This window comes from Streptomyces sp. NBC_00162 (genome assembly GCF_024611995.1).
GTDB lineage: Bacteria > Actinomycetota > Actinomycetes > Streptomycetales > Streptomycetaceae > Streptomyces.
The window spans coordinates 4,203,121-4,216,427 of sequence record NZ_CP102509.1 but is presented as its reverse complement, the minus strand read 5'-3'; the positions used below and the strand labels follow the sequence as shown (position 1 = coordinate 4,216,427).

Genomic DNA, 13,307 nt, shown 5'->3' with positions numbered 1-13,307 from the left:
CCAAAAGAGGTATCCGATGTCCGGCCGCGACCTTCTAACAATTCAGCAGTCGGCTACCCCTTACCCCCTGTCGTGCTACGCGCGTTGACAATAGGCTGCGGCGGACCTCCCAAGTTTGTCTCGCTGTCCACAAAGGGGACTAAATGTCAGCGACGCCACAACGGCACCGCCGCACCCGCCGGTTGACCTTCACCGCTCTCGCCGTCACGGCCGGGGCCGGGGCGATGGTCGCCGCCGCTCTGCCGGCCGGCGCCGCGAGTGGTGGCGGTGCCGGCAAGAGCCGGACCGTCGATGTGCAGATGCTGTCGTTCAACGATTTCCACGGCACGCTCGAGCCCCCGCAGGGCTCGTCCGGCAACGTGACCGAACGTCAGGCCGACGGCACCACCAAGGCCATACCCGCGGGCGGGGTCGAGTACCTCGCGACCAGCCTGCGCGAAGCCCGCAAGGGCCACGAGTACTCCGTCACGGCCACGGCCGGTGACATGATCGGCGGCAGCCCGATGCTGTCCGGGCTCTTCCACGACGAGCCGAGCATCGAGGCGCTGAACAAGCTCGGCCTGGACGTCACCAGCGTCGGCAACCACGAGTTCGACGAGGGCAAGGCCGAGCTGCGCCGCATGGCGTACGGCGGCTGCCACCCGGTCGAGGGCTGCTTCGAGCCCAGCAAGGAGTTCACGGGCTCCGAGTTCAAGTTCCTCGCCGCCAACGTCACGGACGAGAAGACCAAGCGTCCGATGATGAACCCCACCTTCATCTGGAAGAAGGGGGACGTGAAGATCGGCTTCATCGGCGTCACCCTGGAGGGCACTCCGGACGTCGTCACCGCCGAGGGCGTCAAGGGGCTGAAGTTCGGCGACGAGATCGAGACGATCAACAAGTACGCCGCCGAGCTGAACAAGCAGGGCGTGAAGTCGATCGTCGCGCTGATCCACGAGGGCGGTCTGCCGGCGAACGGCGCGTACAACTACGACTGCAACGTCCCCGGCGCGGGCGCCGGCATCTCCGGTGCCATCGTCGACATAGCCAAGAACGTGGACGCCAAGGTCGACGCGCTGGTCACCGGCCACACGCACCAGGCGTACGCCTGCAACATCCCCGACCCGGCGGGCAACCCGCGCATGGTGACCTCCGCCGCCTCCTACGGCCGGCTGTTCACGGACACCACGCTGACCTACGACCGGCAGACCAAGGACATCGTCCGTACGCCGGTCAGCTCGCCCAAGCCGGTCAACAAGGTCGTCACCCGCGACCAGCCCAAGGCCGCGGACATGACCGAGCTGATCAAGCGCTGGAGCGAGCTGGCGGCCCCGATCGCGAACCGCCCGCAGGGCTTCATCTCGGCCGACATCTCCGGCCGCGGCTCCGAGGCGCCGGAGAAGCCGCTCGGTGACCTGATCGCCGACGCGCAGCTCGAGGCGCTCGCCCCGGCCGACAAGGGCGGCGCGCAGCTGGCCATCATGAACCCGGGCGGCATCCGTGCCGACCTCGCCTACAAGGCCTCGGGGGCCGAGGGCGACGGCGTGGTGACGTACGGCGAGTCCTACACGGTCCAGCCGTTCAACAACATGATGAACATCGTGGACCTGACCGGCGCGCAGCTGATCACCGCGCTCCAGCAGCAGGTCAGCGGCACGGTCAACGGCCCGAACCCGAAGATCCTCCAGGTGTCGAAGGGCTTCACGTACACCCTCGACATGACCAAGGCCAGTGCGGACCGCATCGTCGTGGACTCGGTCAGGCTCAACGGCGCGGCGATCGACCCCGCCAAGACCTACCGGGTCGCGATGAACGAGTTCCTCGCGGGCGGCGGTGACGGCTTCACCGTCCTGAAGGAGCACAAGAACAAGCTGGTCGGCGCGCCCGACCTGGACTGCTTCAACGCCTACCTGGGCAAGTCGACGGCCGCGAACCCGATCGTCCCGCCGGCGGCGGACCGGATCACGGTCATCAAGTAGTACGTCACGCAGTACGTCACGCAGTACCCCTGTGAGGGGCGGCGGGCCGGTCGGCCCGCCGCCCCTTCGGCGTTCTCCGGCGTCGCTAGAGGGTCGCGAGGAAGGTGTGGACGGCCTTCGCGAAGCCCTCCGGGTCCTGGAAGGGCACGAAGTGCTCGGTGTCGAGGGCGGCGTACGAGGTCCCGGGCCGCCGGGAGACCATCGCGTCGGCCTGCTCCTTGGAGAGCGCCTGGCTGCGCAGGCCGTGGATCAGCAGCGCCGGGCAGTCGCTGGCGAGCCAGACGTCCCAGCGGTCGCCGTGGGCGAGCGCCAGGGTGGCCAGGGTGTCCTGCGGGTGGAACGGCAGCCGCCAGCCGCTGCCCTCGGGGCGCAGCGCGGGGGCGTAGGTCGGGCCCATCGGGCCGAGCGCGGTGATGAGTTCCTCGCGGGTCGGCGCGGTGTACGGGAGGTGGTGGAGGAAGGCCCAGAAGTCCGGGCCGTCCTTGGGCACCACCTCCACGGGGCAGTCGACGTTGATCAGCGCGGAGACCAGGTCGGGGCGGGCGGCGGCCAGGTGGTAGGCGTTGGTGCCGCCGAGGGAGAAGCCGAGGACGGGCACCGGGGTGCCCAGGTCCAGGTGTTCCAGCAGCGCGACGGCGTCGCCCACGTATCCCTCGCGGGTGTACTCGGGGGTGCGGTCGGAGTCGCCGTGGCCGCGCTGGTCGGGGGCGATGATCCGCCACTCGTCGCCGAGGGCGGTGGCCAGGCCGGCGTAGGAGGCCGCTTCGGAGAGGCCGCCGTGCAGGGCGAGCAGCGGGCGGCCGGTGCCTCCGAAGTCCAGGTAGGACAGGGTGCGGTCGTCGATCTTCAGCTCGTGGCGCATGGCAGGTGCCTCCTGTGGGCCCGTGGATCTTCTTCCGATGACCGAAGCCTGCCAGGATTTGGGCAAGCGCGCAATACGTATGTCTAGGGCGGTTGCCCAAGCGGGGGGCGCGGATACGATCCCGGCATGGGAAATCGCGAGGACCTGCTGGCCGGAGCCCGGCGCTGCCTGGAGGAGAAGGGGTACCTCCGCACGACCGTGCGCGACATCGCCACGGCGTCGAAGGTCAGCATGGCCGCGATCGGCTACCACTTCGGATCGCGTGAGGTGCTGCTCAACCAGGCGCTCTTCGCCGCGATGGACGAGTGGGCCGCGGGGTCCGGACGGCTCACCGGGCAGGGCGACACCGCCGTGGAGCGGTACGCCGACACCTGGGACCGCAAGATCCGGGACTTCGGCGACATGAGCTGGCTGTGGATCGCCAACGTCGAGGCCTTCGTGCACGCGCAGTCCTCGCCCGAGCTGCTCGCGGTCCTGGCCGAGGGTCAGCGAAGGTCCCGGCGCATGGTGGCCGCGCAGCTGCGCGGGGTGTCCGAGGACGCGGTCACCGAGGAGGACGTACGGGCCCTCGGGTCGGTGCACATCGCGCTGCTCACCGGGGTGATGGTCCAGTGCCTGACCGACCCGGAGCACACGCCCGACGGGCAGTCGATCGCCCGCGGGCTGCGCGCGATGGCGGAGCTGCTGGACGGTTAGGGCTGTCTTGCCCCAACTCGCCTGAGGTGTAAGGGAGTTGTTCTGAAGTTCGCTCCTACCGGCAGGTAGTAAAGGCTGGTTCCGCACGCCATAATCCGGACCCACCACTGGGTCGGCAAAGGGGCGGGCATGGGCATGGGCGTGGGACTGGACCGGCGGGCGTTTCTGGCCGGAGCACTGGCTACGGGCGTTGCCGTCGGGCTCGGCACACCATCCGCCGCGGCCACGGCACTGGGCACCCAGGACTGGATGGCGGGCCTCGGCGACCCGACGCCCCTCCAGCGGATGACCATCCCCGGCACGCACGACTCCGGAGCCCGCCAGGGCGGGCTCTACGTCGCCTGCCAGAACACCTCGATCGCCGAACAGCTCGACTCCGGCATCCGGTTCCTCGACGTCCGCTGCCGGGTGACGGGCGGCTCGTTCGCCATCCACCACGGGTCCTTCTACCAGAACCTGATGTTCGGCGACGTGCTCGCCGCCTGCTGGAACTTCCTCGCCGCGCGCCCGTCCGAGACCGTCCTGATGCGGCTCAAGCAGGAGTACTCCACGGACAGCGACGCCACCTTCCGCGCCGTCTTCGACGACTACCTGGACAACCGCGGCTGGCGCCCGCTGTTCCGGATCGCCGACACCCTGCCCGCGCTCGGCCAGGCCCGCGGCAAGGTGGTCCTGCTCGCCGACAACGGCGGACTGCCCGGCCTGCGCTACGGCGACGGCAACGTCTTCGACATCCAGGACGACTGGAACGCCGAGCCCTTCGCCAAACGCGGCAAGATCGAGAACCATTTCCGCAAGGCCGTCCAGCAGCCCGGCAAGCTCTTCGTGAACTACAGCAGCACCTCGGCGTACATGCCGCCGCGCTGGAACTCCGACCGCCTCAACCCACAGGTGCACGCCTTCGTCGACGGCGGGGAGATGGCCGGCCGGACCGGGCTCGGGATCGTCCCGATGGACTTCCCGAACACCCGCTCCGGCCTGGTCGCCTCACTGATCCGGCACAACTGAGGGCCCGGGCGGCGGCGGGGACGGGGCTCCCGGGATGCGGAGCACCGCCTCCGTGCCCGGTCCGCCGTCGGCCGCCGCCCGCAGTTCGGCGCTCCCGCCCGCGCGTGCCACCGTACGGGCCACGATCGACAGGCCCAGGCCGCTGCCGGGCAGGGCGCGGGCGGAGGGGGAGCGCCAGAAGCGCTCGAAGACGTGCGGGAGGTCCTCGTCCGGGATGCCCGGACCGTGGTCCCGTACGCGCAGCTCGCCCGCCCGCAGCGTCACCTCGACCGCGCCGCCCGGCGGGCTGAACTTCACCGCGTTGTCCAGGACGTTGACCACCGCCCGCTCCAGCGCGGCCGCCTCGCCCCGTACGTACCAGGGATCCAGGGCGGAGCTGAAGTCCAGCTCCGGACCGCGCAGCCGGGCCCGGGACAGCGCGGCCCCGGTGATCTCGTGCAGGGCCACCACCCCGAGCGGGCCGGGGGAGACGGCGTCGGGGCGGGACAGCTCCTGGAGGTCCCCGATCAGCGCGGCGAGCTCGGTCATCTGTGCTTTGACCGAGGCCAGCAGCTCCCTGCGGTCCTCGGGCGGGATGGCACGGCCGGTCTCCTCGCTGCGGGCCAGCAGCTCGATGTTCGTCCGCAGCGAGGTCAGCGGGGTGCGCAGCTCGTGCCCGGCGTCGGCGATCAGCTGGGCCTGCCGCTCCTGGGAGGAGGCGAGGGCGGCCGTCATGGAGTTGAAGGACCGCGACAGGCGGGCGATCTCGTCGTCACCCTCGTCGGGGATCCGTACGGTGAGGTCCTCGGTCCGCGCGATGTGCTCGACCGCGCCGGTCAGTTCGTCGACGGGCTGCAGTCCGGTCCGGGCCACCCACAGCCCGGCGGCGCCCGCGCCGACCACTCCGATGCCGGAGACCAGGAGCAGCACCCAGGCCAGGGTGGACAGGGGCTTGTCGATGTCGGCGAGCGGTTTGGCGACGGAGATCGCGAAGACCGGGCCGCCGGGCTGGGCCTGTGCGGGGAAGGTGTAGACGCGCATGTCGGTGCCGTCGGTGGTCGTCACGTCCTGCAGGGCGGCCCGGTGCTTGCCCGCCGCGATCTCCTTGTCCACGGCGGTCACGGGCAGCGTCTCAGGGCCGCTCACCCAGCAGTGCGCGCCGTCGGCGGTGACGATCTGGACCGTCGCGTTGAGGTTCCCGGCGATGTCCTGCTGCGCCTCGGGAGGGCGGGCGCAGCGCCGGTCCTCCAGGGCGCGCGACACCTGGGCGTTCGGATTGGTCGCCAGGAGCGAGCGGTCCAGCTGGTCGAGGAGCTGGGCGCGCACCATCACCCAGGACACCGCAGCACACGCGGCCACGGCCAGCGCCACCGCCACCGTGACCAGCAGCGCGAGGCGGGAGCGCAGCGGCAGGGCGCGGAATCTGGCGGCCGGGGACATCCGGATCACTCGGGACCGCTCTCGCCGGCGCGCAGTACGTAGCCCACCCCGCGCACGGTGTGGACCAGGCGGGGCTCGCCGCCCGCCTCGGTCTTGCGGCGCAGGTACATCACGTACACGTCCAGGGAGTTGGAGCTGGGTTCGAAGTCGAAGCCCCAGACGGTCTTGAGGATCTGCTCGCGGGTCAGGACCTGGCGCGGGTGCGCGAGGAACATCTCCAGCAGCGTGAACTCCGTACGGGTCAGCTCCACCGGGCGCCCGGACCGGGTGACCTCGCGGGTGGCCAGGTCCATGCGCAGGTCGCCGAAGGTCAGCGCGTCCTCGAGGCTCTCGCCGCCCGGCTGCGGGGCGGCGTAGGAGCTGCGGCGCAGCAGGGCGCGGACGCGGGCGAAGAGCTCGTCGAGTTCGAAGGGCTTGACGAGGTAGTCGTCGGCGCCCGCGTCGAGGCCGGTGACGCGGTCGCCGACGGTGTCGCGGGCGGTGAGCATCAGGACCGGGGTGACAGTCCCCGCGGCGCGCAGCCGGCGGGCCGCGGTCAGTCCGTCCATCCGGGGCATCTGGATGTCCAGGACGATCAGGTCGGGGGCGTACGAGGCCGCCTTGTCGAGGGCGTCGAGCCCGTCGACCGCGGTCTGTACGGCGTACCCCTCGAAGGCGAGGCTGCGGCGCAGCGCCTCACGGACGGCCGGCTCGTCGTCGACGACGAGGATGCGCTGCTGGTCGCCCGTGGCAGGGATTGCAGCCATTGAGGTCCCCCAGGGGTGGTGGTCGGTCGCGGTTACCAGGATCCAGGGTCTCAGTACGAGGTGCCGAAGCCGGTCGTACCGGTGCCTGAGCCGCTGCCGCTGCCGGAGCCCGCGCCGCCGGGGCCGCCCTTGCGGAGGGAGTCCAGGTCGGCCTTGATGGTGTTGACCGGGATGGCGAACCCGAGACCGACGCTGCCGGCGGCGCCGCCGCTGTTGGGGGAGTAGATCGCCGAGGGCATGCCCACGATCTCGCCGTTCATGTTGAACAGGGCGCCGCCCGAGTTGCCGGGGTTGAGGGAGGCGTCCGTCTGGATGGCCTTGTACGTGGCCGTGTCCGAGCCGGTGTTCCCGTTGAACTCCTTGCCGCCGTACGAGAAGGGCCAGCCGCCGTCGCCCTGCTGCTGCGGGGACTGCTGCTCCGGCTTCGCGACGTTCACCTCGCGGTCGAGGGCCGAGACGATGCCGCTGGTCACGGTGCCGGTGAGGCGGTCGGGGGAGCCGATGGCGACGACCTGGTCGCCGACCTTCAGGCTGCCGGAGTCGCCGAGTTTGGCGGGCTTGAGGCCTCCGGCCCCCTGGAGCTTGATGAGCGCCAGGTCCTTGTCGGGGTCGGTGCCGACGATCTTGGCGGCGTACTTCTTTCCGTCGCTCATCGTCACCTGGATCTCGGAGGCTCCGCTGACGACGTGGTTGTTGGTGACGATCTCGCCGTCGGCGGTGATGACGATGCCGGAGCCGGTGCCCTGGCCGGAGCCGGTGCGGGTGTCGATGCGGACCACGGAGGGGCCGGCCTGCTCGGCGACGCCGGAGACCGTGCCGGTGTTGGACTGGGAGACGTTGGTGCCGTTGACGCCGCCGGTGCCGGTGGAGGCGGGGGTGCCCATCAGCTGCTGGACGGCGGCTGCGGTGCCGCCGCCGATCACCGCTGCCGCGAGGGCGACGGCGGCGATCAGCGCGACCGGCTTCTTGGCGCGGTGACGGGTGGGGGCGGCCGGGGCCGCCGGGGCCGGGGCGTCCGGGACGGTCTCGCCCAGGATGACCGGGGGCTGGTGCGCCTCGTGCCAGCCCGGCGCGGCGGGCGGGTACGAGGGGGGCGGCGGATGGATCGCCCCGGCCTGGGTCGGGCGGTGCTCCTGCGGGTACTCGCCTTCGCGGCGGAAGCTCTCGGTCATGGCTATGACTCTGTCCGCGGATCATGAGAGCTTCCTGAGCCTGGCCTGAGAAGCCCGACAGAACCGCGTATGCCCGATATAAGGCCGGGGCCCGTTCCCCCGGCGGCGAACCGCCGGAGGCTAGCGGCAGCCGCAGGAGCGGCGGATCACCAGGGCCGACGGGAACTGCTTCAGGCGTTCGCGGCGGGAGCCGGCCACGCGGAGGGCGTCGTCCAGGACGAGGTCCACCGCCGCGCGGGCCATCGCCGGGCGGTCCGAGGCGATCGTGGTCAGCGGCGGGTCCGTGAGGGCCGCCTCCTTCACGTCGTCGAAGCCCGCGACGGCCAGCTCCCCGGGCACGTCGATCCGCAGCTCCCGCGCCGCCCGCAGCAGCCCGATCGCCTGGTCGTCCGTGGCACAGAAGATGGCCGGCGGGCGGTCCGGGCCCGACAGGACCTCCAGGGCCACGCGGTACGCGTCGTAGCGGTTGTACGGGGCCTGGAAGAGCCGTCCCTCCACCGAGCGGCCGGATTCCAGCATCGCCCGGCGCCAGCCCTCGACGTGGTCGGCGACCGGGTCGCCGACCTCCGGCGTGGTCTCCACGCCGCCCAGGCAGGCCACGTACTCGTGCCCGTGCTCCAGCAGGTGGCGGGTGGCGAGCTGCGCGCCGCCGATGTCGTCCGTGACGACGGCGACGTCGTCGATCGCCTCCGGACGCTCGTGCAGCAGCACGACCCGCGCGTCCCAGGCCTCGATCTCGGACGCCGCGCGTTCGCTCATGCCCTGGCTGACCAGGATCAGGCCCGAGACCCGCATCCCGAGGAAGGCCCTCAGGTAGTGGACCTCGCGCTCGTCGCGGTAGTCGGAGTTCCCGACGAGCACCATCTTCCCGCGCTCGGCGGCGGCCTGCTCGACCGCGTGCGCCATCTCCGCGAAGAACGGCTGCCGGGCATCGGGGACGATCATGCCTATGAGGTCGGTGCGCCGGGAGGCCATCGCCTGGGCGACCCGGTCCGGGCGGTAGCCCAGCTCCTTGATCGCGGCGAGTACACGCTCGCGCGTGGCCGGGGCAACCGGCCGGGGTCCGTTGTTGATGACGTAGCTCACGACGGCGGTAGAGGTACCCGCAAGTCGCGCCACGTCATCCCGCGTCACCTTGGCCACGCGCGGCAGTCTACGCGGGGTGACCTACCTCTGGGCAGGGCGTCCTGAAGAGTGGATGCTCACAGGATCTTCGGCCGACCGGGTGACGGCCGCGCCGGCCTGCGCGACAGCCTGTGCGGCCGCCTGCGCCGCCGCCTGGGCCGCCGCCTGGGCCGCGGCCTCGGCAGCCGCCCGCTCGACCTTCTCCGGAGTGACGAAGCGGTAGCCGACGTTGCGGACCGTACCGATCAGCGACTCGTGCTCGGGGCCGAGCTTCGCGCGCAGCCGCCGTACGTGGACGTCGACCGTCCGGGTGCCTCCGAAGTAGTCGTAGCCCCAGACCTCCTGGAGGAGCTGCGCCCTGGTGAAGACCCGGCCCGGGTGCTGCGCGAGGTACTTGAGCAGCTCGAACTCCTTGAAGGTCAGGTCCAGGACCCGGCCCTTCAGCTTCGCCGAGTACGTCGCCTCGTCCACCGACAGGTCGCCGTTGCGGATCTCCATGGGGGAGTCGTCCGAGCCCAGCTGCTGGCGGCCGGTGGCCAGCCGCAGCCGCGCCTCGACCTCGGCGGGACCGGCGGTGTCCAGGAGTACGTCGTCGATGCCCCAGTCGGCGGTGACGGCCGCGAGCCCGCCCTCGGTCACGACCAGGATCAGCGGGCAGCCCGGCCCGGTGGAGCGGAGCAGCTGACACAGCGACCGCACCTGCGGCAGGTCGCGGCGGCCGTCCACGAGGATGACGTCGGCGCCCGGGGTGTCCACGAGGGCCGGGCCCTCGGCGGGCGCCACCCGGACGTTGTGCAGCAGCAGGCCGAGGGCGGGCAGCACCTCGGTCGACGGCTGCAGGGCGTTGGTCAGCAGCAGGAGAGAGCTCATACCCGCTCACCTGCCCCGGTCAGGCGGTTCTGCACGGATCGCTGGTCCATCACGTCGGTTCCTCCTCGGTCCCGTCGAGGACGTGCGCGGTACTGCTTCGTACGGTGACGCTGGCGGTCTCCACGCGGGCCCCGCGCCCTGAGGCCCGGATGGATACCACTGTTCTCGGTTCGTTCAACGTGCTGAAAGCACAAAAGGACCCGGGGGCAACGTTGCCCGGATCCTCTCGCCAGCAGAATAGCCCACCGGCCGTTCGTCGGCCGAGGTCTCCGCCGGGTCCGCTTCTGTGGTTCCTGCCACGCCACTGACCAGGGTATGCCCCGGTTTCACCGGTTCGGTGGCTCGCCGAGCGGTACTGCCGGGCCGCCCGGGCGCACACGGGGCGCGCGGAGGCACGCCGGTGCGGGGGTGCGGAGGGGTCATCATGGAGGCCGACGGTAGAGAGCCGACGATAGGAGCTGCAGTGGCAACCGGAACCATCCGCTACTGGGCGGCGGCCAAGGCCGCGGCCAAGACGGCGGAGGAGCCGTACTCGGCGCGCACCCTGGCCGAGGCGCTCGACGCCGTGCGGGAACGCCACCCCGGGGAACTGACCCGGGTCCTGCTGCGCTGCTCCTTCCTGGTGAACGATGAGCCTGTGGGCAAGCGCCCGCACGATTCCGTCCTGCTGACCGAGGGGGGCACCGTCGAGGTGCTCCCGCCGTTCGCGGGCGGGTGAGCGGGAGCCGATGAGCACGCCTGAGGAACAGCAGCAGTACGAGCAGCAGCAGCGACAGCGGCAGCAGCAGTACGAACAGCAGCAGCAGCCGCAGTACGAGCAGCCGCAGTACGAGCAGCAGCCGCAGCAGCACCAGGACCCGTACGGGACGCAGACCTGGCAGACCGACACCTGGGACACCGGCTACCAGCCGGTGCAGCCGCCGCTGGGCGGGGTGCCGGGGCAGCCGGTCGCGCCCGAGGGCTGGTTCCGCGACGAGGCCCCGGCCGCCGAACAGACCGCCTATCTGCCGCCCGCCGCGCCCGCTCCGGCGGCCCCGGACGGCTGGTTCCGTGACGAGGTCCCGGCTCCGGCTCCGGCCCAGGACTGGTCCCAGGCGGCCCAGGCGGCCCCGGTGGCCCCGGCGGCCGAGCAGACCGCCTATCTCCCGCCCTACCCGGGCCCCGGGCACGACCCCGGTTCCGCGCAGCAGCCGGCCGCCCCGGAGGGCTGGTTCCGCGACGAGGCCCCGGTCCCTGCTCCCGCCCCTGCCGCGGACTGGGCCGAGACCACCGCGTACTTGCCGCCCCAGGCGGAGCCGCCGGTCGAGCAGACCGCGTACCTGCCGCCCGTGGCGCCGGCGCCCGAGCCTCCCGTACTGGCCGGGCCTCCCGTACTGCCCGCGCCGCCGGAGGCCGCCGGCGAGGAGCCGGAGTACTCCCCGCCCACCCTCGGCGGCAACACCGTGCGCGCCGTCGACCCGGCGCAGGCCCGCGCCGAGGGCCGGTCGCCGATCATCGACCCCGGTCCGCAGCCGGCCATACTGACCGCCGTTCTCGGGGTGCTGCTCGCCGTGGCCGCCGCCGTCGGCCAGTACGCCCTCCTCGTGCCGCTGATCGCCCTCCAGGGGCTCACCGCGGCCGGCTGGTTCCGCCTCAACGGCATGTGGCCCGCCCGGCAGGGCATCGCCCTGGCCTTCGCCGGAGCCCTGGTCGCCGACGTGGCGGTGCTCGCGGTGGACGAGGCGTACGGTCCCGGCGCGATCATCGGCACCCTCGGAGCCTGGGTGCTGCTCACCCTCGTCCTCCAGCTGCGCAGCCACGCCGACCCCGACGAGCGGATGTACGGCCTGATGGCCTCGGTGGCCTCCGCCGCCCTCGCCATCGTCTGCGCCGGTTACCTGGCCGCGGACACCGCCGCCGTGACCGTCGGCGCGGCCGCCGTCGCGGTCGCCGTCTTCGCCCGCGCGCTGCCGCTGCCGCCCGCGCCCTCCGTCGCCGTCTCGCTGGCCGCGGCCGCCGGTGCGGGCATCGCCGTCGGCCCGATGGCCGGAGCCGGGGTGGGCGGCGGGGCGCTGCTCGGCCTCGTCGCCGGGGTGTGCGCGCTGATCGGGCTGCGCGTGGCCGCGTACGACTACCCGTCGAAGTTCGTCCACATGACGGCCGGTGTCGCGCTGCCGCTGGCGGCCGCCGCCCCCGCCGTGTACCTGATCGGCAGGGTGGTGGGCTGATCCCTGCCCGACGAGGGGCGTGGTCAACTAGAACGCACGTACCGACTAGTAGGGGGAGGGCACGTGCGTTTCCTGCGCGCCATCGTGATCATCGGAGTGGTTCTGGGAGCCCTGTTCGTGGGAGCCGACCGGTGGGCGGTGAGCTATGCCGAGAACCGGCTGGCCGACCGGATACAGGCCCGGCAGGGGCTGGCCGGCACCTCGGAGGTGGAGATCGGCGGGTTCCCGTTCCTCACCCAGGCGCTCAGCCATGACCTGGACCGCGTCGACCTGAAGCTCCGGGGCGTGGACGTGGCCGCGGAGGGCCGCAAGACGCGGCTCTCCGAGCTCGACGCCACCTTCCGCAGCGTGAAGCTGAACGGGGACTACAGCGGCGGCACCGCCAAGCGGGCCGAGGGCACCGGCCTCATCACGTACGCGGACCTGACCGCGGCCTCGCAGACCGGCGCGACCCTGTCCTACGGCGGGGCGCCCGGCAAGGTGAAGGTGACCGCGGCGGTGGACGTCTTCGGCAGGGTGCTGACGAAGAGCGTGGTGTCGACCATCACCCTCGAGGACGCCAACGACGGCAAGGGCGGCAAGATCGTCCGGGTGCGCGCCGACGAGGTGCCGGGCGAGGGGATCCCCGGGATCGAGAAGGTGGTCCGCAAGAAGACCGACTTCGACCGCAGCCTCGACGGCGGACTGCCCGCCGGGCTGCACCTGTCCGCCCTGACCTCGGACGAGGCCGGTGTGCACCTCACGCTGGGCGGCACGGACGTGGTACTGGCCGGATCGTGAGACGGTGTGGTCCGATCCGCAGAAGGACGGGCCGTACGAGGGCTCCGCGGGGCGGCGCGGCGGCCGCTCGCAGACCTCTCATCCCACTATTCGGACGATCCTGTCTCGGAATATGACACACCGGTGACAGGGCGGCCGATTCGTCCCTACGATCCATGGCTATGAAGCATCAGCAGGCGGACCTCACGAAGCGGCGGGCAGTAGACCTGTGTCGCGTCGCCGCCATGCTCTGTCGATCCATGTGACGTGTGAGCGCATCCGCTCCACAAGCGCCGGACGACGGCCCCTCCCGCGTGACCGCACCTGCCTCCTGATCCCCTGACGCCTCTTGCGCCGGACCGGACCTGCGAGCGCACCCGGACGTACGCATCGCCCGCACCAACCGGCAGCACCCGCAGCCGGCCGGTGCGCAGCACCGCCAGCCCTGCCAGCACAGCCCCGCCGCACACTGCCCCGGAGGAGAA

At 71.9% G+C, this 13,307-nt stretch carries 13 protein-coding genes; 7 read left to right on the top strand and 6 right to left on the bottom strand.

Features of this window, described 5'->3' with window-relative positions; all coding sequences use genetic code 11:
- The first annotated feature begins 143 nt into the window (after positions 1-143).
- Positions 144-1,958, top strand: coding sequence for a bifunctional metallophosphatase/5'-nucleotidase (locus JIW86_RS19640; protein ID WP_257555166.1), 1,815 nt, complete (start codon positions 144-146; stop codon positions 1,956-1,958).
- 85 nt (positions 1,959-2,043) lie between these two features.
- Here the strand turns inward: JIW86_RS19640 and JIW86_RS19635 are convergent, their stop codons facing one another.
- A complete protein-coding gene (locus JIW86_RS19635) occupies positions 2,044-2,820 on the bottom strand; it encodes an alpha/beta fold hydrolase (protein ID WP_257555164.1) in 777 nt (258 codons plus the stop codon).
- A 126-nt stretch (positions 2,821-2,946) separates the two neighbouring features.
- Here JIW86_RS19635 and JIW86_RS19630 point away from each other — a divergent pair, with 126 nt between their 5' ends.
- Positions 2,947-3,516, top strand: a complete 570-nt coding sequence (locus JIW86_RS19630) for a TetR/AcrR family transcriptional regulator (protein ID WP_257555163.1) — start codon at positions 2,947-2,949, stop codon at positions 3,514-3,516.
- A 129-nt stretch (positions 3,517-3,645) separates the two neighbouring features.
- Positions 3,646-4,524, top strand: a complete 879-nt coding sequence (locus JIW86_RS19625) for a phosphatidylinositol-specific phospholipase C (protein WP_257555161.1) — start codon at positions 3,646-3,648, stop codon at positions 4,522-4,524.
- On the opposite strand, the gene JIW86_RS19620 is transcribed toward JIW86_RS19625, so the two are convergent.
- From JIW86_RS19620 to JIW86_RS19600, 5 genes are all read right to left on the bottom strand, one after another.
- Entirely contained in the window at positions 4,504-5,943 is a 1,440-nt protein-coding gene (locus JIW86_RS19620; protein WP_215139656.1) for a sensor histidine kinase, read from the bottom strand. The two genes, JIW86_RS19625 and JIW86_RS19620, sit on opposite strands and share 21 nt — an antisense overlap.
- A 5-nt stretch (positions 5,944-5,948) precedes the next feature.
- A complete protein-coding gene (locus JIW86_RS19615) occupies positions 5,949-6,689 on the bottom strand; it encodes a response regulator transcription factor (RefSeq protein ID WP_257555159.1) in 741 nt (246 codons plus the stop codon).
- A gap of 50 nt (positions 6,690-6,739) precedes the next feature.
- Positions 6,740-7,861, bottom strand: coding sequence for a S1C family serine protease (locus tag JIW86_RS19610; protein WP_257555157.1), 1,122 nt, complete (start codon positions 7,859-7,861; stop codon positions 6,740-6,742).
- A gap of 120 nt (positions 7,862-7,981) precedes the next feature.
- Complete coding sequence (locus JIW86_RS19605) at positions 7,982-9,004, bottom strand: LacI family DNA-binding transcriptional regulator (protein WP_215139653.1); 1,023 nt, start codon at positions 9,002-9,004, stop codon at positions 7,982-7,984.
- A 24-nt stretch (positions 9,005-9,028) separates the two neighbouring features.
- Positions 9,029-9,856 carry a response regulator transcription factor gene (locus JIW86_RS19600; protein WP_257555154.1) on the bottom strand — a complete coding sequence of 276 codons (828 nt, stop codon included), beginning with the start codon at positions 9,854-9,856 and terminating at the stop codon, positions 9,029-9,031.
- A gap of 463 nt (positions 9,857-10,319) precedes the next feature.
- Between JIW86_RS19600 and JIW86_RS19595 the strand changes: the two genes are divergently transcribed.
- The 4 genes from JIW86_RS19595 to JIW86_RS42190 all read left to right on the top strand — a co-directional run bounded on the left by JIW86_RS19595 (position 10,320) and on the right by JIW86_RS42190 (position 13,088).
- Positions 10,320-10,574 (top strand): MoaD/ThiS family protein, encoded by a 255-nt coding sequence (locus JIW86_RS19595; RefSeq protein ID WP_069921255.1) that lies wholly within the window; start codon positions 10,320-10,322, stop codon positions 10,572-10,574.
- A 10-nt stretch (positions 10,575-10,584) separates the two neighbouring features.
- Positions 10,585-12,063 (top strand): hypothetical protein, encoded by a 1,479-nt coding sequence (locus tag JIW86_RS19590; protein WP_257555152.1) that lies wholly within the window; start codon positions 10,585-10,587, stop codon positions 12,061-12,063.
- 63 nt (positions 12,064-12,126) lie between these two features.
- Positions 12,127-12,843: a DUF2993 domain-containing protein gene (locus JIW86_RS19585; protein WP_257555150.1), complete on the top strand. Its 717-nt coding sequence runs from the start codon at positions 12,127-12,129 to the stop codon at positions 12,841-12,843.
- 155 nt (positions 12,844-12,998) lie between these two features.
- Positions 12,999-13,088 carry an Ms5788A family Cys-rich leader peptide gene (locus JIW86_RS42190; protein ID WP_350875872.1) on the top strand — a complete coding sequence of 30 codons (90 nt, stop codon included), beginning with the start codon at positions 12,999-13,001 and terminating at the stop codon, positions 13,086-13,088.
- The last annotated feature ends 219 nt before the right edge of the window (positions 13,089-13,307 follow it).

Excerpts from the sequence above, each read along its gene's own strand:
- JIW86_RS19615 (WP_257555159.1), bottom strand. The coding sequence starts at position 6,689 with ATGGCTGCAATCCCTGCCACGGGCGACCAGCAGCGCATCCTCGTCGTC.
- JIW86_RS19625 (WP_257555161.1), top strand. The coding sequence starts at position 3,646 with ATGGGCATGGGCGTGGGACTGGACCGGCGGGCGTTTCTGGCCGGAGCA.
- JIW86_RS19635 (WP_257555164.1), bottom strand. The coding sequence starts at position 2,820 with ATGCGCCACGAGCTGAAGATCGACGACCGCACCCTGTCCTACCTGGAC.
- JIW86_RS19590 (WP_257555152.1), top strand. The coding sequence starts at position 10,585 with ATGAGCACGCCTGAGGAACAGCAGCAGTACGAGCAGCAGCAGCGACAG.
- JIW86_RS19600 (WP_257555154.1), bottom strand. The coding sequence starts at position 9,856 with ATGAGCTCTCTCCTGCTGCTGACCAACGCCCTGCAGCCGTCGACCGAG.
- JIW86_RS42190 (WP_350875872.1), top strand. The coding sequence starts at position 12,999 with ATGGCTATGAAGCATCAGCAGGCGGACCTCACGAAGCGGCGGGCAGTA.
- JIW86_RS19640 (WP_257555166.1), top strand. The coding sequence starts at position 144 with ATGTCAGCGACGCCACAACGGCACCGCCGCACCCGCCGGTTGACCTTC.
- JIW86_RS19610 (WP_257555157.1), bottom strand. The coding sequence starts at position 7,861 with ATGACCGAGAGCTTCCGCCGCGAAGGCGAGTACCCGCAGGAGCACCGC.
- JIW86_RS19630 (WP_257555163.1), top strand. The coding sequence starts at position 2,947 with ATGGGAAATCGCGAGGACCTGCTGGCCGGAGCCCGGCGCTGCCTGGAG.
- JIW86_RS19620 (WP_215139656.1), bottom strand. The coding sequence starts at position 5,943 with ATGTCCCCGGCCGCCAGATTCCGCGCCCTGCCGCTGCGCTCCCGCCTC.